Source organism: Tenacibaculum sp. DPLXC6 (assembly GCF_056815515.1).
In genome coordinates this window covers 1690323-1716833 of sequence record NZ_CP141806.1, presented here as the reverse complement: position 1 = coordinate 1716833, position 26511 = coordinate 1690323, and the positions used below count along the sequence as shown (strand labels likewise).

Genomic DNA, 26511 nt, shown 5'->3' with positions numbered 1-26511 from the left:
GACTTAACCACAAATGTAGTTCTTTTTTATCACTTTTTCATTTTTATTATTTCATGTACAATGGCGATATAGAAGTCTTTTAGTATCAGTTTTTTAGCTCAAAAACTAAAACTTATCAACAATGTGGTAAAAAGTGGTAAAAAGTGGTAAATATTTTTTATTTTTGATGCAAACTATAGTTTCTTTACGTGATAAATTTAATTGGAACATATGAGTGCAAGGTAGATGCTAAAGGAAGGTTGATGATGTCGTCAGCGTTCAAGAAGCAACTGTCTTCTGTGTTACAAGAAGGTTTTGTGATTAAACGCTCTGTGTTTCAGTCTTGTTTAGAGTTGTATCCGATGCAAGAGTGGAATTTAATGATGGCAAAAATCAATAAACTAAATCGATTTGTAAAGAAAAATAATGATTTTATCAGAAGGTTTACTGCTGGTGTAAAGATGGTGGATGTAGATGCTTCTGGAAGGATATTGATTCCGAAAGATTTATGTCAATTTGCAGGAATAGAAAAGCAAGTAGTGCTTTCTTCTGCAGTGAATATTATTGAGATTTGGGATAAGGATAAGTACGAAAAAGTAATTGATGATGCTGTTGTTGATTTTGCTGAATTAGCAGAGGAAGTAATGGGTAATACGGAAGCAGATGAGTTATCATAGTCCAGTTTTGTTGAAAGAAAGTGTAGATGCACTTAATATAAAGGAAGATGGAGTGTATGTGGATGTCACCTTTGGAGGAGGAGGACATTCTAGAGAAATATTGAGTCGATTAGGAGAAAAAGGAAAATTGTTTGCTTTTGATCAAGACCCGGATGCGCAACAAAATAAAATTGACGATCCGCGTTTTGTGTTGATTGGTGAGAATTTTCGATTCATATCTAGGTTTTTACGCTTTTACGGTGTTAGGAAGGTAGATGGGGTGTTGGCTGATTTAGGTGTGTCGTCGCATCAATTTGATGAAGCTGAAAGAGGTTTTTCAACTCGTTTTGATGCAGATTTAGATATGCGAATGGATCAAAAGTCTGAATTGTCAGGAAAAAAAATCATCAATACATATACTGAAGAAGATTTAGCAGATGTGTTGTTTTTGTATGGAGAGTTGCGAAATGCAAGAACTTTAGCTAAAACAATTGTTGAAGCAAGAGAGGGTAGAGAGATTAATACAAGTTTTGAGTTAAAAGAGGTGTTGCAAAGATTTTTGCCAAAAGCCAAAGAGCATAAAATTCTAGCACAAATTTTTCAAGCAATACGAATAGAAGTAAATCAAGAGTTGGAAGTGTTGAAGGAGTTTTTACAGCAAATTCCAGATTTGTTGAATGAGGATGGACGATTGAGTGTGATTTCATATCACTCGTTAGAAGATAGGTTGGTGAAGCGATTTATAAGAACGGGGTTGTTTAGCGGTGAGCCAGAAAAAGATTTTTATGGTAATACCAATGTGCCGCTTAAAAAGGTTGGTAAAATGATTGTGCCAACAAAAGAAGAGATTAAAGAGAATAACAGAGCACGAAGTGCGAAACTAAGAATAGCAACATTAAAATAATGTCTAAAGTAAGAAAGAGTATATACGATCTTTTAAGAGGAAGTTTTCTTACGGATGAAAGCTCATTTAAAAACTGGCGGATTTTAATTTTTGTTGTAGTGCTGTTGTTAATAATGATATATAGTTCGCACAGTGCAGATGCAAAAGTGGTACAAATAGCAGAGCTTAATAAGAAGAAAAGAGAGTTGCGGGCTGAAGATGTAGATACGAGTACTGAATTAATGAGGATGAAGTTAGAAAGTAGTATTCGAGATAAAGTAAAAAGTAAGGGGTTGTTCCCTGCAAAAAAACCGCCCCAAAAAATAAAAGTAACATATAATAAAGAGTAATATAAAATGGTAGTAAAAAAAGGCATATTAAACAAACTCTATGTGATTGTTGTTTTAATGACGCTTTTCTTTGTAGTTATCATTTTTAGACTTTTTAAACTTCAATATGTAGAAGGGGATAAGTATAGAAAGCTTTCTGAAGAAAAAACAGTTAAAAACGACACTATTTTTGCGAATAGAGGTAATGTGTATGCAGCAGATGGAAATTTGCTAGCAACATCAATGTCAAAATTTACCATTCGTATGGACGTGGTTGCGGTAGATTCAGAAGTTTTTGAGAAAAATATTCGTGCACTTTCAGAGTCGCTCTCAGGTTTACTGGGTAAGCCGGCTAGTTACTACCAAAAGAAGTTACGTAATGCAAAAAAACGTAGAAATCGTTATTTGTTAATAGCTCGTAATGTAGGGTATAATGACTATGTGAAAATGAAAAGCTTCCCGATTTTTAATAGAGGGGTATATCGAGGAGGTTTTATAGCGGAGCAAAAAACAGTTCGTGTGCACCCTATAGGTAAAATAGCTGAGCGTACTATTGGATATGATGATTACAGAGGAGGGGCAGGAATTGAAGGTGCTTTTGCAGATTACATGCAAGGAGAAAATGGTTGGCGTTTAAAGCAAAAAATAGCGAAAGGACAGTGGAAACCAATTAATGATGTAAATGAGAAAGAACCAATAGATGGTAGTGATGTAATAACAACAATAGATGTGAATATTCAAGATATTACGCATCATGCTTTGTTAAGAGAAATGGAGTATTTTGAAGCAGATCATGGATGTGCTGTGGTGATGGAGGTAGAAACAGGAGAAATTAAGGCAATATCTAACTTAGGAAGAACTTCTAAAGGAAAATATTACGAAAAAAGAAATTATGCTGTTTGGGAGAGTCACGAACCAGGGTCAACTTTTAAGTTGGCTAGTTTAATGGTTGCGCTGGAAGATAAAGTAGCAGATACTTCAACTGTGGTAGATTGTGAAAAAGGAAGGATTTATATTAATAATCGTAAAGTAGAAGATAGTAAAAGAGGAGGGTACGGAAAAATATCCTTAGGAAGAGTGTTTGAGGTTTCTTCAAACGTAGGAATTGTAAAAACGATACAAAAGCATTACGATAAGAATCCGAAAAAGTTTACCGATAAAATTAAGTCGTTTGGTTTAGATCAATTAACAGGTGTAAAAATAAAAGGAGAAGGAAAACCTTATATACCAGAACCAACAGAAAAAAGTTGGAGTCCAATTTCGTTAGAGTGGATGGCTTGGGGATATGGAGTTTCTCTCACACCTTTGCAAACACTAGCGTTTTATAATGCAGTAGCAAATGACGGAAAGTTGGTGAAACCATATTTTGTTAAAGAGCTAAGAGTAGGAGGTAAAGTAGAAGAAAGCTTTGGAACAGAAGTAGTAAAAGAAAAAATAGCATCACAAGAAACCTTAGATAAGGTCCGAAAAGTGATGGAAAATACTATAAAATACGGAACAGGTAAAGGAATCTATTCATCAAACTTTTCTATGGCAGGAAAAACAGGGACTGCAAAAAAATATATTCCAAGAACAAAAAATGCCAAAGGAGAGTACGAAGGTGGTTATTATTCAAATCAAAAATATGTGGCTTCTTTTGCGGGGTTTTTCCCAGCTGATGAACCAAAATACTCTTGTATTGTGGTGGTCCATAGTCCTAAAAAGGAAAAAGGATATTACGGGGCTACGGTTGCTGCTCCCATATTTAAAGAAATAGCTCAAAAAATTTATACTTCAACAGCAATCAATAATCAGTTTGTTTCTGATGATATTTCAGAAGAAGTCCTCGATAAAGAATATCAAGAATACTATCAAAAACTAAGGAAGTATAAAACAATTATGCCTAAAGTAATTGGTATGAGCGGAATGGATGCGGTTGCATTACTAGAGAACATGGGATTGAAAGTTAAGTTTTCAGGAGTAGGAAAAGTAACAGAGCAATCTGTAGAAAGAGGGGTTAAAGTCTCAAAAGGTGCAACGATATATTTAAAATTATCATAGTTGAAAAAATTAAAAGACATATTATACAAGGTAGCTGTAAAAGAAGTTTACGGAAATACAGATATTGATATAAAGAATATTCAGTTTGATAGTAGACAAGTGCAGGAAGATGATGTTTTTGTTGCTCAAAAAGGAGTAACAGTAGATGGGCATCAGTTTATAACAAAAGCAGTGTCGTTGGGTGCTAAGACTGTTATCTGTGAGTCTTTGCCAGAAGATAAAAATGAAGAGATTACCTATATTAAAGTAGAAGATTCTAATGCTGCATTAGCAATAATAGCAGCAAATTATTATAACAACCCGTCAAAAAGCTTGCAATTAGTAGGAGTAACAGGAACAAATGGTAAAACTACAATTGCAAGCTTATTGTATCAGTTATTTAAAAAAGCAGGGTATAAAGTAGGGTTGTTGTCAACTGTGCGAGTGATGGTTGATAATGAAGAGTATAAGGCAACACACACAACACCAAACTCGGTAGCGATAAATAAATATTTATCAAAAATGGTTGAGGCAGGAGTTGATTATTGTTTTATGGAAGTAAGTTCTCATGGAATTCATCAAAAACGTACGGAAGGATTAGAGTTTGCAGGAGGTGTGTTTACGAATCTATCTCACGATCATTTAGATTATCACGAAACATTTGCAGAATATCGTGATGTAAAAAAATCGTTTTTTGATTCATTACCAAAATCAGCATTTGCTTTGGTGAATATAGATGATAAAAATGGGCAAATAATGCTGCAAAACACGAAGGCGAACAAACAAACTTATGCACTTAAAACAATTGGAGATTTTAAAGCAAAAGTGTTAGAAAAACGTCTTTCAGGAACTTTGTTAACAATTAACGGAGTAGAAGTTTGGACAAAGTTAATAGGAGAATTCAATGCATATAACTTGTTAGCTATATATGGAGTAGCAGAGTTGTTAGGGCTTGAAAAGATAGAAATTTTACGAATTGTAAGTGAACTAGAAAGTGTAAGTGGAAGATTTCAGTACACCGTTTCAGATGAAGGAGTTACGGCAATAGTAGATTATGCACATACACCGGATGCATTAAAAAATGTATTACAAACTATTAATGATATCCGAACAGGAAATGAAACCGTAATTACAGTTGTAGGATGTGGCGGAGATAGAGATACAACGAAGCGCCCAAAAATGGCATTAATAGCATCTCAATTAAGTGATCAAGTTGTTTTTACTTCCGATAACCCTAGAACAGAAGATCCGCAATCAATAATTGATGAAATGGAAACAGGAGTTGCGGCAGAAAATTATAAAAAAACACTATCAATAGTAGATCGAAGACAAGCTATTAAAACAGCTTGTAAACTAGCAACTTCAGGAGATATTTTACTTATTGCAGGAAAAGGTCATGAAACCTACCAAGAAATAAATGGTGTTAGGCATCATTTTGATGATTTAGAAGAAGTAACCAACTATTTTAATCAACTAAAAAAACACTAACGAATGCTGTATTATTTATTTCAATATTTAGAAAGTGAATTTAGCTTAACAGGGGCAAGTGTGTTTCAGTTTATCACATTTCGATCTGCAATGGCGTTCATATTATCCTTGTTGATATCAACCATTTTTGGTAAAAAAATTATCAATTACTTAAGAAGACAGCAAGTAGGTGAAACAGTAAGAGATTTAGGTTTAGATGGACAAGTACAAAAAGCAGGAACACCAACTATGGGAGGTGTAATTATAATTCTTGCAACATTAATTCCTGTACTGTTCTTAGCAAAACTAGAAAATATATACATCATTATTCTATTAATAACCACTGTTTGGATGGGACTTATTGGTTTTGCTGATGATTATATCAAAGTATTTAAAAAGGATAAGGCTGGGTTAAAAGGAAAGTTTAAGGTTTTAGGACAAATAGGGTTAGGTGTAATCGTGGGGTCTATGCTGTATTTTCACCAAGATGTAACCATAAAAGAACAATTACCTATTTCAGAACAAGTTGTGCAAGTAGATGGTAAAAAGAAGGTGTTTGGAGAAGCGCACAAATCTACAAAAACAACAGTCCCTTTTTTAAAGAATAACGAGTTAGACTATGCAAAAGCATTAAGTTTCTTAGGAGATGGATATGAAAAATATGGATGGATAATTTTCATTTTTGTTACCGTTTTTATTGTTACGGGAGTTTCAAACGGTGCAAATTTAACTGATGGGATTGATGGTTTAGCAGCAGGATCATCAGCAATTATGGTGATAACACTTGCAATTTTTGCTTGGGTATCAGGAAATATCATTTTTGCAGATTATCTAGATGTAATGTACATCCCAAAATCTGGAGAAATGACCGTTTTTATTTTAGCTTTCGCAGGAGCATTAATCGGGTTTTTATGGTATAATACCTATCCAGCACAAGTGTTTATGGGTGATACTGGAAGTTTAACTATTGGAGGTATCATAGCGGTTATAGCAATTGCCATAAGAAAAGAATTATTACTGCCGGTTTTAGCTGGAATATTTGTGGTCGAGAATTTGTCGGTAATACTACAAGTTTCGTGGTTTAAGTACACAAAGAAGAAGTTTGGAGAAGGAAGACGAATATTTAAAATGTCTCCTCTACATCATCACTATCAAAAACTAAACTATCACGAAAGTAAAATTGTAGTACGCTTTTGGATTGTAGGAATTTTGTTAGCGGTATTTGCCATAGTAACATTGAAGTTAAGATAAAGGAGATTTTGGAGTTTTGATTTAAGATATAAGATTGAATGAAAGAACAGATTAAAAATAGAACTAAACAATTTGCTATCGATTGTTGGAGGTTATGTAAAGAATATCCTAAAACAAGAGAGTTTGATGCATATTGTAGACAATTGATAAGATGTTCTAGTTCGGTTGGAGCTAATTATAGAGCTGCTTGTAGGGCAAAATCTTCAGCTGACTTTATTCATAAATTAAAAATTGTTGAAGAGGAAGTAGATGAAAGCATGTTTTTTTTAGAGGTTTTTATGTCGATTCATGAAAATAATCAAGAAGAATTGAAAAGACTACATAAAGAGGCGGACGAGCTGACCTCAATTGTTGTAGCTTCTATAAAAACATTAAAAAGTAAATCATCAATCAATAAATCTAAAATCATTAATTAAAAATGAAAAGATTAGTTGTGCTTGGTGGAGGAGAAAGTGGTGTGGGAACAGCGCTTTTAGGAAAACAAAAAGGATATGAAGTTTTTGTTTCAGATAAAGGAAGTATAGCAGAACGGTATAAAAAAGTTCTTTTACATAATTCAATCGATTTTGAAGAAAATCAGCATACAGAAGATAAAATTCTAAATGCTGACGTGGTGATGAAAAGTCCTGGAATTCCAGAAAAAGTTGCACTTGTGCAAAAGTTAGTTTCAAAAGGAATTAAAGTGATTTCAGAAATAGAATTCGCTTCGGAATTTACCAATGCAACCATTGTGGGAGTTACAGGATCAAACGGAAAAACAACTACAACCATGTTGATACATTATGTATTAAAAAAAGCAGGTTTAAATGTAGGAGTTGGAGGAAATATAGGAGATAGTTTCGCAGAACAAGTAGTTGATGATAAGTACGACGAATATGTGCTGGAATTGAGTAGTTTTCAGTTAGATGGAATCGAAAAGTTTAAACCACATATTGCTGTAATTACCAATATAACACCAGATCATTTAGATCGATATGAATATGAATTTGATAACTATATAAACTCAAAATTCAGAATAACAAAAAATCAAACAAAAGACGATTTTTTAATATACGATGCCGATGACGAAGCAATTCAAACTTGGCTAAAAAATAACAAAACAGAAGCAACGCTAGTGCCTTTTTCAATAGAAAAAGAATTGGAATACGGAGCTTTTTTAAGACAAGACACGATAATAATGAAATTTAATACAGAAGAAAAATTAATGAAGGTTTCTGAGCTAACATTACAAGGAAAGCACAACACTAAAAATGCTATGGCTACATCGATGGCTGCAAGGTTGTTAAAAGTAAGAAAAGAAACAATTGCAGAGAGTCTATCTGATTTTGAAGGTGTAGAGCACCGTTTAGAAAAAGTGCAAAAAGTAAATGGAATTGAATTCATTAACGATAGTAAAGCTACGAATGTAAATGCAGCTTTTTACGCATTAGAATGCATGGATAACCCAACAGTTTGGATTGTGGGAGGAGTTGATAAAGGAAATGATTATACAGATTTATTACCTTTAGTAAGAGAAAAAGTAAAAGCAATAGTTTGTTTAGGATTAGATAATCAAAAAATCATAGACACTTTTGCAAATGTAGTAGATGTGATGGTGGAAACTGCTGGAGCAGAAGAAGCAGTTAAAGTAGCTTATAAAATAGCGCAAAAAGGAGATACAGTGTTGTTGTCTCCAGCATGTGCTAGTTTCGATTTATTTGATAGCTATGAAGATAGAGGAAGAAAATTCAAAGAAGCTGTAAGAAATATATAAAGCACACTAAAGATTGATGAAAAACATCTTTCGACATATAAAAGGAGATCGAGCTATTTGGGCTATCGTTGCAGTATTGGCAATATTTTCATTTATGCCAATATATAGTGCAAGTACCAATTTGGTATATGTAGTTGGTAACGGTTCTACTTTAGGGCATTTGGTAAAACATATTGTATTGTTGATTACCGGATTTGCGGTAATTTATGGAGTGCATAAAATTCCATACAGATATTTCAGTGGAGGCTCTGTTTTAATGCTTCCTGTGGTTGTTTTACTGTTGGTTTTTACCTTGGCACAAGGAACTACTATTGGAGGAGCCAATGCAAGTAGATGGATTCGTATTCCATTTGTAGGTATCGGATTTCAAACTTCCACATTGGCAGGTTTGGTATTGATGGTATATGTAGCACGTTACTTAGCAAAAAATAAAGAAAAGGTAATTTCTTTCAAAGAAAGTTTATTGCAATTGTGGCTTCCAGTAGGTTTGGTATTGGTATTGATATTGCCAGCAAACTTTTCAACCACAGCTATGGTATTCTTTATGATTTTAATGGTGTCGTTCATTGGAGGATACCCTTTAAAATATATAGGATATATATTAGGAATAGGACTTTTTGCTTTTCTATTTTTCATCTTAGTAGCTAAGGCATTTCCAGATGCAATGCCTAACCGTGTAAATACATGGAAAAGTAGAATTGAAAGTTTTTCTCAGCCAGATGGTGAAGAAGATTATCAAGTAGAAAAAGCTAAAATTGCAATAGCAACAGGAGGAGTAGTTGGGAAAGGACCAGGAAAAAGTGTGCAGAAAAATTTTTTACCACAATCCTCATCCGATTTTATTTATGCAATTATTGTTGAAGAATATGGTTTTGCAGGAGCAATAGTGGTAATATTTATTTATTTCTTATTGCTTTTCAGAATTTTAATAACCGCCAAAAAAGCTACTACCATATTTGCAACCTTGTTGGTTGTTGGTGTGGGAATTCCTATTGTTTTTCAAGCAATGATTAACATGGCAGTAGCGGTGAATATTTTACCAGTAACAGGACAAACACTTCCGCTAATTAGTAGTGGAGGGACCTCTATTTGGATGACATGTTTCGCATTAGGAATGATTTTAAGTGTAAGTGCTTCTAAAAACGAAACTGAAGAAACAATTTTAGATGATAACCCTTTAGATATTTTACATGAAACAATCGATTAATATCATAATAAGCGGTGGAGGTACAGGAGGTCATATTTATCCTGCAATAGCAATTGCTAACGAAATAAAAGTTCGTTACCCAGAAGCTAACATTTTGTTCGTAGGAGCAAAAGATAAAATGGAAATGGAAAAAGTACCGCAAGCAGGATATGAAATCAAAGGATTGTGGATTTCAGGAATCCAAAGAAAACTAACTTTAAAGAACTTAATATTTCCTTTTAAACTATTAAGTAGTTTATGGAAAGCATATAGAATTATACGAAAATTTAAACCAGATGTAGCTGTAGGTACTGGAGGTTTTGCAAGTGGACCAACATTAATGGTTGCTAATAAAAAAGGAATTCCAACCTTAATTCAAGAACAAAATTCGTATCCAGGAATAACCAATAGATTGTTAGGTAAAAAAGCGCAAAAAATATGTGTAGCATACGATAATTTAGAGCGTTTTTTCTCTGAAGAAAAAATTATAAAAACTGGAAATCCAGTCCGTCAAGATTTACTATTTATTCATACTAAAATAGAGGAAGGGAAAGAGTTTTTTGAATTAGATACATCTAAAAAAACAATTTTAGTACTAGGTGGAAGTCTAGGTGCTCGTAAGATTAATCAGTTAGTGGAAGCCAATTTAGACTTCTTTAAAAAACAAGGAGTTCAATTAATATGGCAATGCGGTAAGTTATACTTTGAAGAGTATAAGAAATATGATGAACTAGAAAATGTTCAAGTACATCAGTTTTTGAACAGGATGGATTTAGCTTATGCTGCTGCCGACTTTATTGTGTCAAGAGCAGGAGCAAGTTCAGTGTCAGAATTATGTATAGTAGGTAAGCCTACTATTTTTATACCGTCACCAAATGTGGCAGAAGATCATCAAACAAAAAATGCTAAGTCTATTGCAGATAAACATGGAGCCTTAGTAGTGAAAGAAAGTGAACTCGATACCTTCCCAGTGGTATTAGAAACCTTGTTAAAAGATAAAGGGAAACAAGAAAGTTTAAGTGAAAACATTAATGAGTTAGCGTTACCAAATGCAACAAGTAATATCGTTAACGAAATAGAAAAATTAATCAGTTAGTGAATTTAAAAACGATACATAACGTTTATTTTATTGGTATTGGTGGAATAGGAATGAGTGCCATAGCTCGTTATTTTTCTGTCAATGGAAAAGTAGTAGTAGGCTACGATAAAACACCAACACCTATCACTAAAAGTTTAGAAGAAATAGGAATAGAAGTTCATTTTGAAGATGCTGTAAAAAACATTCCAATTTCATTTTTAAATAAAGAAAAAACATTGGTGGTGTATACACCAGCAGTTCCTAAAAATCATTTACAATTAAATTATTTTAAAGATAACGGATACACAGTCTTAAAAAGAGCAGAAGTATTAGGAGAAATTACTAAGAATACTTTTTGTTTGGCTGTAGCGGGAACACATGGAAAAACAACAACCTCTTCAATTTTAGGGCACATTATGCAACCTGAAAAAGCTACTTCGTTTTTAGGAGGAATTGCAGAAAATTACAACTCTAACTTAATTTTAGGAGGTGATGAAGTTTCAGTTGTTGAGGCTGATGAGTTTGATCGTTCGTTTTTAAAATTATCACCAAATATAGCTTGTGTAACCTCTATGGATGCAGATCATTTAGATATCTATGGAGAAAATGAATTGTTACAGCAATCATTTAGAGATTTTGCAGGTAAAGTTTCTGATACTTTGATTGTAGCAAAAGGATTACCATTAGAAGGGTTAACTTATGCTGTAGAAGAAGCAGCGGATTATAAAGCCTATAATGTAAAAATAGAAGCAGGTAAATATGTTTTTGATGTAAAAACACCAACATCAGAAATTAAAAATATAGCATTTCATTTACCAGGAAATCATAACATGATGAATGCTTTAGCAGCACTAGCTATTGCAGATGTATATGGAGTGTCATTAGAAAAAATTAAAAAACAGTTAGGAACTTTTAAAGGGGTACAGCGTAGATTTTCTTATAAAATAAAAACTGAAGATGTTGTGTTGATTGATGATTATGCACATCATCCTACTGAAATAAAAGCAGTAGCGCAATCTGTTAGAGAAATGTATCCAAAAGAAAAAGTTTTGGCTGTATTTCAACCACATTTGTTTAGCAGGACTAGAGATTTTGTAGATGATTTTGCAGAAGCATTATCATTGTTCGACGAAGTGCTATTATTAGATATTTATCCTGCTAGAGAATTGCCAATAAAAGGAGTTACTTCTAATTGGTTATTGGAAAAAATAACCATTGATACTAAAAAGTTAGTATCGAAGGAAAAATTAAGCAACGAAATCATAAAGTCAGAGTCAAAAATAGTGGCAATGTTGGGTGCAGGAGATATTGGTTTATTAGTTGATGAAGTAAAAAATAAATTAGAGGAAAAACACAAAAAATAGAATGAAAAAATTAGCAACATATCTGTCTTTTTTCTTGCTGTTGATGTTTTTGGTGTTTTTATATGGTTTTACAACCAATAGAAATGGAGCAAAAAAGGTAAAAAATACGGTAGTAGAGTTTGCTGCTGGAGACAATAACTTTTTGACACACAGTATGGTTGATAAATTGTTAATACAAAATAATGAATTTGTTAAAAACCAACCAAAAAGATTGGTAGATTTACACTTTCTAGAGGCTAATGTTTCGGCGAACCCGTATGTTGAAAAAACAGCTGTGTTTTTAACCGTAGATGGGGTGTTAAAAACTACTATAAAACAACGAACACCGATAGCTCGAATTGTTGATAAAGATAAATCTTTTTATGTTGATAAGTATGGTGTAGAAATTCCGTTATCAACAAATTTTTCAGCAAGAGTACCATTAGTTTTAGGAGTAAGGGAGCCAGAAGAAATCAAAGAATTAACAACGTTAATAAAGACCATAAATAGCAACAGTTTTTTCGCTAAAGAAATTATTGCTATTCAAAGAGACGCCCAAAACGAATATATATTTACAGTTCGTAGTGGTGATTATAAGATAATCTTTGGAGAGTTAATAGATGCATCAATGAAGTTTAAAAAGCTAACAGCATTTTATAACAAAGCATTTAAAGACAAAACCATTAATAACTATAAAGCGATAAATGTAAAATACCACAACCAAGTTGTGTGCACAAAACAAAATCAAGATGGAAAACAATAAAATTGCAGTTGGTTTAGATATTGGTACAACCAAGATTGTTGCCATGATTGGTCGTAAAAACGAATACGGTAAGCTTGAAGTTTTAGGTATTGGTAAAGCGAAAAGTTTAGGTGTAAAGCGTGGGGTAGTTAATAACATTACGCAAACCATTCAGTCTATTCAGCAAGCAGCTGAAGAGGCAGAAAGTATTTCAGGATATAAGATAGAGAATGTTGTAGTAGGTATTGCTGGTCAACACATACGCAGCCTTCACCATAGTGACTATATAACAAGAGAAAAGTCAGAGGAGGTAATAGATGCAACAGATATAGAAAATTTAGTAAGTCAGGTACATAAATTGGTTATGCTACCTGGTGAAGAAATTATTCATGTATTACCACAAGAATTTAAAGTAGATAGCCAGCCAGATATAAAAGAACCTATCGGAATGTATGGTGGAAGATTAGAAGCCAACTTTCACGTAGTAGTTGGGCAAGTATCTTCTATTCGAAATGTAGGCAGATGTATCAAAAGTGCAGGGTTAAACCTTTCTGATATTACCCTAGAACCTTTAGCTTCTGCATCAGCAGTGTTAAGTCAAGAGGAAAAAGAAGCAGGTGTAGCATTGATTGATATAGGTGGTGGAACAACAGATTTAGCAATATTTAAAGACGGAATTATTCGTCATACAGCAGTCATTCCTTTTGGAGGTAATGTAATTACTGAAGATATTAAAGAAGGCTGTTCAATAATAGAAAAACAAGCAGAGTTATTAAAAATTAAGTTTGGTTCAGCATGGCCTGGAGAAAATAAAGAAACGGAAATAGTTTCAATTCCAGGGTTAAGAGGAAGAGAACCTAAAGAAATTACGCTTAAAAATTTATCAAAAATAATTCATGCGAGAGTTCAAGAAATTATTGAACATGTGTACCTAGAAATTAAGAACTATGGGCATGAAACTCAAAAAGGAAAATTAATAGCAGGTATTGTACTAACAGGAGGTGGAGCTCAATTAAAACATTTACGCCAGTTAGTAGAATATATTACTGGAATGGACGTTCGTATTGGGTATCCAAATGAACACCTAGCAGGAGACTCTGATGAAGCATTGTCAAGTCCTGCATTTGCAACTGCTGTAGGGTTATTAATGGAAGGTTTACAAAAAGAAGTAGAAGAAAAAGTAGTTGTAGAAGAAGCGCCAGAGGCGTTAGTAGAAGAAGCTATTGAAGAGGAAAAAGAAATAGCAGAAGAAATCCAAGAAGAGAAGGAACACAAAGCGAAAAAATCTAAATCGTTTTTTGATAAGTTTACTGAACGATTCAAAGAATTTTTAGATAACGCAGAGTAATTAGTATATATAAGAATACTCCTGATTAATCCCCTAAAAAGGAGTGTAAAATTGAATAAGAATTAATAAAAAAGAAAAGTTATTATGAGCGCAGAATTTGATAACATTTCATTCGACATGCCAAAAACACAATCGAATGCCATTAAAGTAATTGGTGTTGGTGGGGGAGGAAGCAACGCAGTAAACCACATGTATAGTAAACAAATTCACGGAGTAGATTTCGTAATTTGTAATACAGACGCACAAGCATTAGAAAACAGTCCTATACCTAATAAAGTTCAATTAGGAGCACACTTAACTTCTGGGTTAGGTGCAGGTGCTAATCCAGAAATTGGAGCACAAGCAGCGGCTGAAAGTATGCAGGAAATTCAACAAATGTTGAGTACACATACCAAAATGGTATTTATTACCGCAGGTATGGGAGGAGGTACCGGTACAGGAGCAGCTCCAATCATTGCTAAAATTGCTAAAGATATGGACATTTTAACGGTAGGTATCGTTACTATGCCGTTTCAATTTGAAGGAAGAATGCGCTCAAAACAAGCTCAAAAAGGAATTGATGAGCTACGTAATAATGTAGACTCATTAATTGTTATCAATAATAATAAACTGCGCGAAGTTTATGGTAACTTAGGGTTTAAAGCAGGATTCTCTAAAGCTGATGAAGTATTAGCAACAGCGGCAAAAGGTATAGCAGAGGTAATTACACATCACTACAAACAAAATATCGATTTACATGATGCAAAAACGGTATTATCAAATAGTGGTACAGCAATTATGGGTTCTGCAAAAGAAACAGGAGCAAACAGAGCTAAAAATGCTATTGTAAAGGCATTAGATTCACCATTGTTGAACGATAATAAAATTACAGGAGCTAAAAATGTATTGTTATTAATCGTTTCTGGAGGTAATGAAGTAACCTTAGATGAAATAGGTGAAATTAATGACTACATCCAAGATGAAGCAGGTTATGATGCCAATATTATTATGGGTATTGGAGAAGATGAATCGTTAGAAGATGGTATAGCTGTTACGGTTGTAGCTACGGGTTTCGCTGCCGATCAGCAAGGTAATATTACCAATACAGAGGTAAAAAAAATAGTTCATACTTTAGAAGATGAGCAAAAGGCAACCTATAACTTTGGAGACCAGAATATACAAACATCTCCAACAATTGATGAGCCTATAAAAAGTACACCATCAAATAAAGTTGTTCATGTTTTAGAGGAAGAAAAGCCTGAACCTAAATCAGAGATTATTCCCACAACAGAAGCAATAAAAAATATTGATGTAGTATATGATGAGATTGAAATAGAAACAGTTTCTGAAGACGATTTTATTATTACAAATATAGCAGAACCAAAAGTAGAAGAAAGAGAAGTAAAAGAGCAACCAACTCAGCAAGATTTGTTGTTTGATTTACCATTAAACTCTTACGAAGAAATAAAACCAGCTTCTCATTTAGTTGAAACAACTAGCGAGATTAAAAATATTGAAGTAAAAGCTGAAGAAGTAAAGTATCATAAAGTTGAAAAACGTTATGTACTAGATGATTTTAGTGCACAACCAACAATTGGTAAAAGTTCTACTCCAACAATTAAGGAGGAGATAGAAGAAGAGTTACAATTTGAGGTAAAATCTAAAACGCAAGAAGAAATTAATGACATAAACACTTCAAGTGAAGAAGTTTCTCCGTTAGACTTAACAATTTCTGAATTGCAAAAAAGAGCACAAGAAAGACGTGAAAAAATGAAAGGTTTTAACTATAAGTTTAACGATCAGGTTAGTAAAAACATAGACGAAATTGAGCGTCAACCAGCTTATAAAAGATTAGGAGTTGATATTGATGCAGGTTCTGATATTAGTAAGTCAGATACAGCATTAAATACAGATAATAACGATTTATTACGTTCTAATAACTCGTTTTTACACGATAATGTAGATTAATAAATGAATAACACTTATTTTTAAAATCCCGATTTATCGGGATTTTTTAATACTTTAAAAACATAAAATTATGAGTTTGCAAAAACAGGTAATGGATAAAATGAAAGAAGCTATGAAGTCTAAAGACACGGTAGCTTTAACAGCTTTAAGAGCATTGAAATCAGCATTTATGTTGGCAAATACTGAAGCAGGAGCAGGAGAATTATCCGAAGCAGAAGAACTGAAGATTATTCAAAAACAAGTGAAGCAACGTAAAGATAGCGCTAAAGTGTTTACAGAGCAAGGTCGTAATGATTTAGCAGAACCAGAATTAGCAGAAGCAGCTGTTTTAGAACAATTTTTACCAGAGGCCTTAAGCGAAGAAGAAATTGGAAATATTGTAGAGAAAACTATTACAGATGTTGGAGCAGATGGTATGAAGGATATGGGTAAAGTAATGGGAATTGTATCTAAACAATTAGCTGGACAAGCAGACGGAAAAACTATTTCAGCAATTGTAAAAGCTAAACTAGCTTAATAAAATTTATAGACTCAGTAGTTCAACTGGATAGAACATCAGATTTCGGCTCTGAGGGTTGGGGGTTCGAGTCCTCTCTGGGTCGCAAAAAAAAAAGAAAACAGCAGAATATATATTTCTGCTGTTTTTATTTAAGGAAATATTTGGGGAATTAGTTGTTTAACTGAGAGCAATATTACAAAACGTAAATAACTGCTTATGCAACTTAAGTTACATAAGCAGTTAAAGTTTTATAAGAGTTATTAGCTTTAAATTTTAAAGATCACTTTTTTAATCTTTTACTTTAAAAACCTTGGTTAAAATATCATCCATTAAACACCATTTGGTTAATGATGATTGTAATAAATTGGCACCTACAAAAGCAGTAAACCATAACCAATTAATATTTACTTTAATTGCTAAGATTAAACTAATAAGTATAAAACTACCAGCAATACCACGTACAATTCTATTCTTCATAATTAAATATATTTATCAATAGGAACCACAACAGCTCGTATTGGATTATTTGTTTCTAAATTTTTATTAAAAGTTTCAATTAAGTTAAACAGTGTATCTATTTTATCAGTTTCAGTAAATGAGAAATACATATATGAACCAGTTGCTTTTTCATTTCCAGAAAACCAATCATTTACAGAAATTACAGGAAAAGAATTTCGAAAACCTTCAATATCAGAAGCACTAAAATTATCTATAGTTGCTTCTTTTAATAGTTTCATTACTTCATTTTGAAGCCCATCAACTACGGTTATTATTAATAACTTCATCTTATTTATAGTTTTTACGTTCAATTAAATAGTATACTAATGGTACTACCAATAAGGTTAGTACAGTTGCAGTAATTGTTCCGCCCATTAAAGAGATAGCCAATCCTTGGAAAATAGGGTCAAATAAGATTACAAATGCCCCAATAACTACCGTACCTGCAGTTAGTAGAATAGGAGTGGTACGTACTGCACCAGCTTCTATAACAGCTTGTTTTAACGGAACTCCTTCTGCTAAACGTAAATTAACGAAGTCAATAAGTAAGACGGAGTTTCGTACCATAATTCCTGCTAGAGCAATCATTCCAATAAATGAAGTAGCTGTAAAATAAGCCCCCATCATCCAGTGTCCTAAAATAATTCCTACCATAGATAAGGGAATTGCAACCATCATTACAATTGGAGCTTTAAAGTTTTGAAACCACCCTACAATCAACATATAAATAATAATGATTACTCCTAAAAAGGCGATACCTAAATCTCTAAACACTTCTAAGGTAATTTGCCATTCACCATCCCATTTTACGGTATAATTATCTTCAAAATCGGGTTGTTTAATGTATAGCTCATTTAATTCATATCCCTTTGGAAGTGGAATCTCTTTTAATTTTTCTTCCATTCCTAAAATAGCATAAGCAGGACTTTCCAATTCCCCTGCCATATCAGCCATCACATATACCACACGTTTTTGATTCTTTCTGTAAATACTTTTTGCGCTGTTCTTTTCTTCAATAGAAACCAAATCACTTATAGAAACCATAGTACCGTGTTGCGATTTAATCTGTAACTGAGCAATATCTTGAACAGAAGACTTCTCTTTCTCATCCAAAGCAAACACAATTCCTACTTGATTAGAAGCGTCTTCATCATATAAGGTTGAAACCGCTCTGTTAGACAATGCCATATTCAATGTGTAAGCAATTTGCTGAGGTGCCACACCATACAACATTGCTTTTTCCTTGTCGATTACAAACTCATATTCAGTTTGATTGTCTTCTACCATCCAATCGATATCTACAACGTCATTTGTATTATGTAAGATGTTTTGAACCTCGTTGGCAATTTCAATTTGCTTTTCATAATCTGGTCCATACACTTCTGCAACAATGGTAGATAATACAGGAGGTCCTGGTGGAACTTCTACTAATTTTACATTTGCTTTGAACTTTTTAGCAATGTTTTGAATATCACCACGCATCAATTTAGCTATATCATGACTTTGTATACTTCTATCTTTTTTGTCAACTAAGTTTACCTGAATATCCGCCATATTACTACCACCACGTAAGTCGTAGTGACGTACCAATCCGTTAAAGGTAATTGGGGCAGAAGTACCCACATAACTTTGGTAGTTTACTACTTCTGGTCGTGTAGCTAAATACTGTGCAATTTCTTTGGTTACAGCATCGGTACGCTCCAATGTGGTACCTTCAGGCATATCAATTACTACCTGGAATTCGTTTTTATTATCAAAAGGCAACATTTTTACAGCTACCGATTTGGTAAAAAACAACGACATAGAACCTAGTAATAAAACAATAGTAATTCCTAAGAATGCCCAACGCTTGGTTTTATTTTCAATCAACGGACGCTCGAATCGTTCATACAATTTATAGATTAGCGTGCTTTGCATAGCTTTGGTTTCATCTTCTTCTGCCTTTTCCTCCGCACCATGCTTGTCTTTTTCGCGTAAGAAAATATATCCTAAATACGGAGTAATCGTTAACGCAACAAATAATGACAAAATCATGGCGATAGAAGCTCCAATAGGCATCGGACTCATATAAGGTCCCATTAATCCAGAAACAAAAGCCATTGGTAATACCGAAGCAATTACGGTAAAGGTGGCTAATATAGTTGGATTACCTACTTCGTTAATAGCATATAAGGCAGCTTGCTTAAACGGTAATCGTTTCATTTTAAAATGCCTGTGCATGTTTTCGGCAATAATAATGGAATCATCTACCACAATACCTGTTACAAATACCAAAGCAAATAAGGTAATTCTGTTTAAGGTATAATCTAACATGTAGTAACTTAACAAGGTAAGCGCAAAGGTGATGGGAACTGATAAGAACACTACTAAACCACCACGCCATCCCATGGCTAACATTACTACCAAGGTTACAGCTATAATGGCACCGATTAAGTGTAATAATAATTCTGATACTTTTTGTGAGGCTGTTTCACCATAGTTACGTGTAACTTCAACATGTACATCATCAGGAATTAAGTTGGTGCGTAAATGATCAACCTTAGCTAAAATAACATCGGCAATTTGCATTGCATCTGCACCTTTTCGTTTAGCTACAGATATGGTTACCGCTGGATATTCTGATTGATATGTCGAAGCATTACTACTCGCTTGTCCGTACCCAAAACTTACATAGTTTTTAGGAATTTCTGGACCGTCTAGTACGTTCGCAACTTGTTTTAAATAAATCGGTTGATTTTGTTGTACACCAACGACTAAGTTTTTAACATCTTCAGCAGATTGTAAAAACTTTCCTGTAGTTACTAAAAACTCGGTATCATTTTTATCATAACTTCCAGCACTCAGTTGCTGATTGCTAGCTTTTAGCATTTTAGTAACCGATAAAAAGTCTAGCCCACTAGCGGCTAATTTATCTTTATCTACGACCACACGTACTTCACGATTTCTACCTCCAATTTTTTGAGTAATCGCTACATCGTTTACCTTTTCGATTTCGTTGGTAAGTTCTTGTGCCATTTGTTTTAATTGATAGTCATCATAGTTTTCACTCCATAATGTCAACCCTAACATAGGTACATCATCAATTGCACGTGTTTTTACCAAAGGCATCGTAACACCTTTCGGCATTTGATCCATATGTTTGTTAATCTCGTTGTATAGTTTTACGAAAGAGCGTTCGATGTCTTCTCCAACATAAAACTGAACAATGACCATTCCTTGTTCTTTCATCGAAGTAGAGTATACGTACTCTATTCCTTTGATGTTCGAAATTATTTTTTCTAAGGGTTTGATAACTCTCGATTCTACCTCTGTAGGGCTCGCTCCTGGATACCCTACAAAAATGTCAGCCATAGGCACATCAATCTGTGGTTCTTCTTCTCTCGGAATTAAAAAAGAACTGTACACACCAATTACCATAAACACTACCATTAATAATATGGTAAGTTTAGAGCCTATAAACCCTTTGGCTATTTTTCCTGCTAAACCTTCTTTCATGTTTTATTATTTTGGGCGTTACCACTTCGTGGTCGGGCTATTCGCGCTACATGGTAGCTTGCTTCTATCCCTAACGCAATTTTTTACTTATTTAATTGTAATATTAGCTCCGTTGTAAAGTTTACCTTCAGAAGAAAGGATATAGCTTTCATTGGCAGATAAACCTGATAAAACTTCTACTTGATCTCCAAAAGTTCTTCCTAAGCGTAACCAACGTAACACAGCTGTATTACTTTGACTTACCGTATAAATTCCTGATAGTTGTCCTTTGTGTACTAAAGCTTCTGACGGAATTAAAACCATGTCAGTACTTTTTTGTGTTTTTTCAACAGGAAACTGAACCGTAGCAAACATTCCTGATAACAATTTCACATCGGTTTTATCTAGGTTAATTTTAACTAAGTATTGTCCTCCTGTGTTTTTTGCTGAGGTACTAACTTCTGATACTTTTCCTGTAACCGTTTTATTGATTGATTTAATGGTTACATCAACCTTTGTGTCTTTTTTAATTTGAGAAATTTCACTTTCAGGTACTAACGCAGTTACTTCAAATTCACCTTTTCCTTCTACAGAAATTAAAGGCATTCCAGGATTCGCCATTGCACCTTTATCGATAAATTTGTTAGTTACCACTCCTGAAAATGGAGCTCTGATATTCGTGTAAGCAAACTGAGAATTGATTTCATTTCTCATCTGTTTTGCAGCTTCTAAATTCGCTTTGGCAACATTGTAATGAACAGTGATATCGTCAAACTCCTTTTGAGAAGCGCTATTTTGTTCAAATAAGTTTTTAAAGCGATTGTAATCTTTTTCAGCACTTGAAAATCCTGCTTTCGCTTTAATAATGTTAGCCTCTACTTGTGCTTTCTTAGCTTGTAAGTCACTGTTATTGATAGATAATAATAATTGACCTTTGTTTACTTTGTCACCAACTTTTACGTGTATGTTAGTTACATAACCCATCATACGAGTACTTAATTCAGCACTGTTGGTAGCTTCCACTTTTCCGCTTGCTGTTATAAAAGGATTGTTATCATTAGCGGTTACTTTGACAACTTTTACAGCTACTGTTGGTTTGTTGTTATTGTTTGTTGTTTCTTTTTTACCACAGCTTAATGCTAAAAGTGATGCGGCAAGAGCGATTGTATATATAGTTTTCATTTGTTGATTATTCTTTAGTTAAAAAATCTAAGTAAGCTTTGGTATAGTTGTATTGATATACGGTTTGGTAATATTCTAATTGTTTTTGAGCGTATTGTGTTTCAGCCATTAATAAATCGGACGTTTTCTCTAGTCCTTCTTTGAATCTATTTTTTCTGATTCGTAAAGCTTCTTCTGATTGTTGTAAGGCTAATTCGGTTAACTTTAATTGTTCCTCAGCATCAGTTAACAATCGTTTAGTATTATTCAATTCTAATTGACTTTTAGATTTGTACTGTTCGTATTCTAATCTAGACTTTTCATACTGCGCTTTGCTTTTTTGTGCTTTTCCGTAGCGTTTAGAGCCTTTGAAAATATCCCAAGTTAATTGTGCTCCTACTACATAACCACTTGCATCTGCATTGAAAATTTTATCATCGTATAGTTCGTAACTACCAAAAGCATTTAAGCGAGGAAGAAAATCCATTTTATCTGCTTTGTGCATTTTTTGATAAGCCTCAGAAGCTAATTCCATCGCTTTAATATCTGAGCGGTTTTCAGAAATGGTAATATCAGCTAGTTGATTCGTTAAGTGTACTTGTAAACTATCTGAAGGTTCATAAATGTTGTTTTGTTTTTCATTCATTAAAAAAGACAAGTAGTTAGAGGCATTTAGTACATTACTCTTTGCAGTTTGTAATTGATTTTTTACTTCGGTAACTCGAACTTCAACGGCTAATACATCTGCACGTTGTAAATACCCTTGTTGAAAGCTGTTTTCTGCCATTTGTTGGTTTGCTTCCGCAGCTTTTAAGGCTTTTTCTAATACTGAAACTCCCTTGTGAGCCAATTGTAATTGCATGTATGCTTTTTCTACTTCAAGTAATAAATATTCTTGAGTACGTTGTGTTTGCAAGTTGGTTGCTTCCATTTTAGTTTTAGCAGCCTTACGTTGGTAAATACCGTCTAAATTCACTAAAGGTTGTTGTACTTCAATTTTAGTAGCGAAGTTTTGTGTTCGTTTCGGATTGTTTAATAAATCAGGATTGAAATCTGCCTGTGTCAAAATTTCCTGATTCAACTTACTACCAAATGCCATTAATGGATTAGTTGTTACAATTCCTGTATGAGAGGCAGTAATATTTGGTAAGAATACAGCATTGGTTTGCTTATAATCGGCACGTGCTTGCTGATAGTTTTGTTCAGATATTTTTAAAGAGGTGTTATTTTCCTGAACTCTTTTTAAAACTTCACCTTTTGAAATGGAAATTTTAGTTTGAGATAGGGTAGTAGCAGATATAAAAAGTGCTACCATAAATAAACTTATATATGTTGTTTTCATTTTTACTGTTTTGTTATAGCAAAATTAGTGGCATAAAGCATAGTAGTCAGTAACTAATGTTACAATGAAAAAACGCCTAAACAAAAGTCTAGACGTTATTTACTAACAATTAAAAAATCAACTAATACTTGGAAATGTTTCTGTTAAATGCGTTTAAGTGGTTGAATGAAGCGTTTAATAAATTGGTATATATATTTATACTGTATTCATCATTGGTGTTCTTAATAGCTAACTGTAGATCTTCAATATCTTTTTCTTCAATTAACTTACCTACTTCAAGTGCATCTAGTTTAGATTTTTGTCCTTTATTTACTAACTCATCATATAACTTTTGAAGTTCAGAATTTTTAAAAACACCTCTTTCTTTATTTAAGATAAAGGCAATATTATTGTATTGTAATAAACCTTTCATGGCGTTCATATGTCGTTCTTCACTTTGACTGATGTTTTCAAAAACACGTAGGTTCCATTTTTCATTAAGGAAGTTATAAACATCAAAAGCTAATTTTTCTTCCTCTAACATAAAAAGCATTTCGTTTTTTTCTTGTTGAGAAAGAGTAAGATCGGTATTGTTTGTATTCTGGCAAGAGCTACTAATACTTGAAAAAAGTAATAAGAATAGCAAGCCTATTGTATTTAAAGTTTTCATAATAACAGCTTTTAAATTATATACTAATTTAAATATTGTGTAAGCTGTAGTCTGCAACTTTAGTTACATAGGAGTAAGGTTTTAATAGAATGTTTTTTATTTAGCTAAGTAAAAGAACTAGACTAATGTTCGCCATAGTCTACATCATCCATTTTTCCTTTAAAAACTTTATACTGAATAACAAAATAAACAACTACTAGTATCGCAGCTATAAAAAACCAATTTACACCAACAGATAAACCGTATTCGTCAGCAGCTACATTGTAAATTGTTAAATCTGGATTTATATTATTAGTTGAAGGCAAAACTTTAGGGAAAATTGAAGCGACTGTAGTTGCCAAGCCTCCTAATAAAAACAACGAAGAATATAAAAAACCAGTGATGTGCTTTGTATGTTTTTTTACGTTGAACAAACCAAACAAGCCTACAAACGTTAGTAAAGGAAATATCCAAAGGAAAGGATGTTCTATAAAATTATGAAATGGTTTGGGTTCTATAATATGCCAAGCGAATAATGAAATAATTACTAAGCCTAATAAAACAAAAGAAAGAGTAAAAACAACTTTTTTTAATTGGTTATTAATACTAGCATTGGTTTTGAAAATTACCCAATTGGCACCATGAATTGTTAGTGATACTACTGCAATAATTCCTAGAAGTAAAGTAAACCAATCAATAACACCAAGTGTTTCAGAATGAGGAGAGAATTCTGAATTCCATAAAGGAAGGAAGAAATAATGAGATTCATGAGTTGAAACACCACCTACCACATTTCCTAGATTAACACCACGTACGACATTTCCTAATGCAACTCCAAAAAATAAGGCAAGAAGTAAACTGGCAATTCCAAAAGCTTTATCCCAAATACTTTCCCATATTTTATTATGTATTTGTCCACGAAGCTCTAAACCAATAGCTCTAAAAATTAGTAACCATAAAACCATCATTAAAGGGAGGTAAAAACCACTAAATGATGAAGCGTATAAAGTAGGGAAAGCAAAAAATAAAACACCACCAGCAGCAATCAACCATACTTCGTTTGCATCCCAAAATGGACCTATTGCTTTTACAACCTTTTTTTTGTCTTCTTCTTTTTTAGCAAAGAATAAATGAATAATTCCTGCGCCAAAATCATAACCATCTAAAATAACATAAATGGCTAACATTGTAACTAATACTACATACCAAAATAGTTCCATAACTTAACGTGTTGTTTGAGGTCCTTTGTTAATGATTTTTCCAACTAAAATTAAAAATAACATTCCTAATAGTAGATATAATCCGACAAATCCTAAAAGAGTAAATAAAGTGTTCCCTGATGATACTGTAGGAGATGCTCCAGCAGATGTTCGTAGTAAATTATAAACTAACCAAGGTTGACGTCCTAGTTCAGCAGTATACCAGCCAGTGGTATTAGCAATATAAGGAAATGGAATCATGAAGAGTAAAGACCACAAGATCCATTTTGTTTGGTATAATTTTTTTCTAAATAATTGAACAATGCTAGCTAACATTAAAGCAATAAAAATAGTTCCTAACCCCACCATTATATGATATGCATAATATAAACCCGGTATGTTTGTTGGGTAGCTTTTTTCATCAAATTCATTTAGTCCTTTAATTTCTGCATTCCATTCTTGATAGGTTAAAAAGCTTAAGATGTTAGGAACAGCAATTTTATTGTCTAATTTTTTCTCCAGCATATTTGGTTGTCCAATTAGAACTATTTCAGAACCTCCTTTTTCTGTTTCAAATATTCCTTCCATAGCGGCAAAGGTTATAGGTTGATATTTTACTACATTTTTAGCGGCTAAATCACCTGTAGGAAAAGCAACTAAAATAGATGCTACAACTCCGAAAATAACTCCAGTTTTTAAAAATAATTTACCAAATTCTAAGTGCTTCTTGTTTAAAAGATAAAGAGCTCCAATACCAGCAACTACAAAAGAACTGGTAACCAAGGAGGCTGCTTGATTATGTAAATAAGAAGGCCATAACCATGGGTTTGAGAATAAAGCTGAAAAGTTATTTAGTACAAACTTACCGTTGGCTAGTATTTCATAGCCTACAGGATTTTGCATCCAAGAATGTGTAGCAATGATTAAAAAGCCACTTGCCCAAGAACCTAAAAAGACAAGGAATCCAGTTAAAAAATGAAGTTTATGTCCTAGCTTTTTTTCACCAAATAAAAATAATCCTAAAAAGGAAGATTCTAGGAAGAAAGAAAACATCCCCTCCATAGCTAATGTTTGACCTATAATACCACCAGTTAGCTCGGAGAACTTAGCCCAGTTAGTTCCGAATTGAAACTCCATAGGAATTCCTGTAACTACTCCCATGGCAAAGTTTAAAGCAAAGATTTTCATCCAAAACTTAGCAGCATCGTTGTATTTTTCAAGTTTAGTTCTTAAAAATTTCCATTTAAAGAAGACTATCATTAACGACAGTCCCATTGTTAATTGTGGAAATAAGTAGTGAAAAGTAATAGTGAAAGCAAACTGCATTCTATCATAAAAGAGCATGTCTTCCATACCGAAGATTGTTTATGAGGTTATTAAATAAGAACGTTTTTTTAGTAGCAATAAAGAGGAATAAAAATAATGATATTATTTCACATGGTTGTTAATAATACTAACCAAATCGTTCTTATATAACATTCCTGATTGTCTCCATAATAGTTTGCCTTCTTTAAAAAGCATAAAGGTAGGAACACCCCTAATTTGGTAGGTATTGGCTATTTGTTGATTTTTATCAATGTCTATTTTTAAAATAATAACACTTTCTCCTAAATCTTCTTTTACTTCTTTTAATATAGGAGCCATCATTTTACATGGACCACACCATTCAGCAAAGAAATCAACCAAAACAGGTTTGTCTCCTTTAATTATTTCAGAAAATTTTCCCATA

The 26511-nt window shown here is 33.2% G+C and carries 24 protein-coding genes and 1 tRNA gene; 16 read left to right on the top strand and 9 right to left on the bottom strand.

Annotation, left to right across the window (positions count from 1 at the left end):
- The first annotated feature begins 188 nt into the window (after positions 1–188).
- From mraZ to VCM48_RS07725, 16 genes are all read left to right on the top strand, one after another.
- Entirely contained in the window at positions 189–656 is a 468-nt protein-coding gene (gene mraZ, locus VCM48_RS07800) for a division/cell wall cluster transcriptional repressor MraZ (protein ID WP_124590512.1), read from the top strand.
- Complete coding sequence (gene rsmH, locus VCM48_RS07795) at positions 643–1539, top strand: 16S rRNA (cytosine(1402)-N(4))-methyltransferase RsmH (protein WP_274639581.1); 897 nt, start codon at positions 643–645, stop codon at positions 1537–1539. The genes mraZ and rsmH overlap by 14 nt, the downstream gene beginning before the upstream one ends.
- A complete protein-coding gene (locus tag VCM48_RS07790; protein WP_099215555.1) occupies positions 1539–1868 on the top strand; it encodes an FtsL-like putative cell division protein in 330 nt (109 codons plus the stop codon). The genes rsmH and VCM48_RS07790 overlap by 1 nt, the downstream gene beginning before the upstream one ends.
- 6 nt (positions 1869–1874) lie before the next feature.
- On the top strand, positions 1875–3887 hold the full coding sequence (locus tag VCM48_RS07785) for a penicillin-binding protein (protein ID WP_482272201.1): 2013 nt from the start codon (positions 1875–1877) through the stop codon (positions 3885–3887).
- A complete protein-coding gene (locus tag VCM48_RS07780; protein WP_482272200.1) occupies positions 3888–5354 on the top strand; it encodes a UDP-N-acetylmuramoyl-L-alanyl-D-glutamate--2,6-diaminopimelate ligase in 1467 nt (488 codons plus the stop codon).
- Positions 5355–5357: 3 nt separating this feature from the next.
- Positions 5358–6584 (top strand): phospho-N-acetylmuramoyl-pentapeptide-transferase, encoded by a 1227-nt coding sequence (gene mraY / locus VCM48_RS07775; RefSeq protein WP_440067991.1) that lies wholly within the window; start codon positions 5358–5360, stop codon positions 6582–6584.
- 38 nt (positions 6585–6622) lie between these two features.
- Complete coding sequence (locus VCM48_RS07770) at positions 6623–7000, top strand: four helix bundle protein (protein WP_482272199.1); 378 nt, start codon at positions 6623–6625, stop codon at positions 6998–7000.
- Between the two features lie 2 nt (positions 7001–7002).
- Positions 7003–8337 carry a UDP-N-acetylmuramoyl-L-alanine--D-glutamate ligase gene (gene murD / locus VCM48_RS07765; RefSeq protein ID WP_482272198.1) on the top strand — a complete coding sequence of 445 codons (1335 nt, stop codon included), beginning with the start codon at positions 7003–7005 and terminating at the stop codon, positions 8335–8337.
- Between the two features lie 16 nt (positions 8338–8353).
- Positions 8354–9544 (top strand): FtsW/RodA/SpoVE family cell cycle protein, encoded by a 1191-nt coding sequence (locus tag VCM48_RS07760; RefSeq protein ID WP_440122655.1) that lies wholly within the window; start codon positions 8354–8356, stop codon positions 9542–9544.
- A complete protein-coding gene (murG, locus tag VCM48_RS07755; protein ID WP_274639587.1) occupies positions 9528–10619 on the top strand; it encodes an undecaprenyldiphospho-muramoylpentapeptide beta-N-acetylglucosaminyltransferase in 1092 nt (363 codons plus the stop codon). The genes VCM48_RS07760 and murG overlap by 17 nt, the downstream gene beginning before the upstream one ends.
- Positions 10619–11965, top strand: coding sequence for a UDP-N-acetylmuramate--L-alanine ligase (gene murC, locus VCM48_RS07750; RefSeq protein WP_273693903.1), 1347 nt, complete (start codon positions 10619–10621; stop codon positions 11963–11965). The genes murG and murC overlap by 1 nt, the downstream gene beginning before the upstream one ends.
- Before the next feature lies 1 nt (position 11966).
- Positions 11967–12707 (top strand): cell division protein FtsQ/DivIB, encoded by a 741-nt coding sequence (locus tag VCM48_RS07745; protein WP_482272197.1) that lies wholly within the window; start codon positions 11967–11969, stop codon positions 12705–12707.
- Positions 12694–14034 carry a cell division protein FtsA gene (ftsA, locus tag VCM48_RS07740; protein WP_121147772.1) on the top strand — a complete coding sequence of 447 codons (1341 nt, stop codon included), beginning with the start codon at positions 12694–12696 and terminating at the stop codon, positions 14032–14034. The genes VCM48_RS07745 and ftsA overlap by 14 nt, the downstream gene beginning before the upstream one ends.
- A gap of 84 nt (positions 14035–14118) precedes the next feature.
- On the top strand, positions 14119–15981 hold the full coding sequence (ftsZ, locus tag VCM48_RS07735) for a cell division protein FtsZ (RefSeq protein WP_482272196.1): 1863 nt from the start codon (positions 14119–14121) through the stop codon (positions 15979–15981).
- 70 nt (positions 15982–16051) lie between these two features.
- The gene (locus VCM48_RS07730) at positions 16052–16498 is read left to right on the top strand and encodes a GatB/YqeY domain-containing protein (protein WP_425659811.1); all 447 of its coding nucleotides are present in this window, start codon (positions 16052–16054) and stop codon (positions 16496–16498) included.
- An 11-nt stretch (positions 16499–16509) separates the two neighbouring features.
- A tRNA-Arg gene (locus tag VCM48_RS07725) sits at positions 16510–16583 on the top strand.
- 185 nt (positions 16584–16768) lie between these two features.
- Here the strand turns inward: VCM48_RS07725 and VCM48_RS07720 are convergent.
- The 9 genes from VCM48_RS07720 to trxA all read right to left on the bottom strand — a co-directional run bounded on the left by VCM48_RS07720 (position 16769) and on the right by trxA (position 26510).
- Positions 16769–16957 carry a YgaP family membrane protein gene (locus tag VCM48_RS07720; RefSeq protein ID WP_274633718.1) on the bottom strand — a complete coding sequence of 63 codons (189 nt, stop codon included), beginning with the start codon at positions 16955–16957 and terminating at the stop codon, positions 16769–16771.
- Between the two features lie 2 nt (positions 16958–16959).
- Positions 16960–17265, bottom strand: a complete 306-nt coding sequence (locus tag VCM48_RS07715; RefSeq protein WP_028891240.1) for a hypothetical protein — start codon at positions 17263–17265, stop codon at positions 16960–16962.
- 1 nt (position 17266) lies between these two features.
- The gene (locus tag VCM48_RS07710) at positions 17267–20473 is read right to left on the bottom strand and encodes an efflux RND transporter permease subunit (RefSeq protein WP_482272195.1); all 3207 of its coding nucleotides are present in this window, start codon (positions 20471–20473) and stop codon (positions 17267–17269) included.
- A gap of 87 nt (positions 20474–20560) precedes the next feature.
- Positions 20561–21634: an efflux RND transporter periplasmic adaptor subunit gene (locus VCM48_RS07705; protein ID WP_482272194.1), complete on the bottom strand. Its 1074-nt coding sequence runs from the start codon at positions 21632–21634 to the stop codon at positions 20561–20563.
- Between the two features lie 7 nt (positions 21635–21641).
- Positions 21642–22955, bottom strand: a complete 1314-nt coding sequence (locus tag VCM48_RS07700; RefSeq protein WP_482272193.1) for a TolC family protein — start codon at positions 22953–22955, stop codon at positions 21642–21644.
- Between the two features lie 121 nt (positions 22956–23076).
- Entirely contained in the window at positions 23077–23604 is a 528-nt protein-coding gene (locus VCM48_RS07695; protein ID WP_482272192.1) for a DUF2202 domain-containing protein, read from the bottom strand.
- 122 nt (positions 23605–23726) lie between these two features.
- On the bottom strand, positions 23727–24803 hold the full coding sequence (cydB, locus tag VCM48_RS07690; protein WP_482272191.1) for a cytochrome d ubiquinol oxidase subunit II: 1077 nt from the start codon (positions 24801–24803) through the stop codon (positions 23727–23729).
- 3 nt (positions 24804–24806) lie between these two features.
- A complete protein-coding gene (locus VCM48_RS07685) occupies positions 24807–26135 on the bottom strand; it encodes a cytochrome ubiquinol oxidase subunit I (protein ID WP_482272190.1) in 1329 nt (442 codons plus the stop codon).
- A 75-nt stretch (positions 26136–26210) separates the two neighbouring features.
- Positions 26211–26510 (bottom strand): thioredoxin, encoded by a 300-nt coding sequence (trxA, locus tag VCM48_RS07680; protein WP_482272189.1) that lies wholly within the window; start codon positions 26508–26510, stop codon positions 26211–26213.
- Position 26511: the final 1 nt, after the last annotated feature.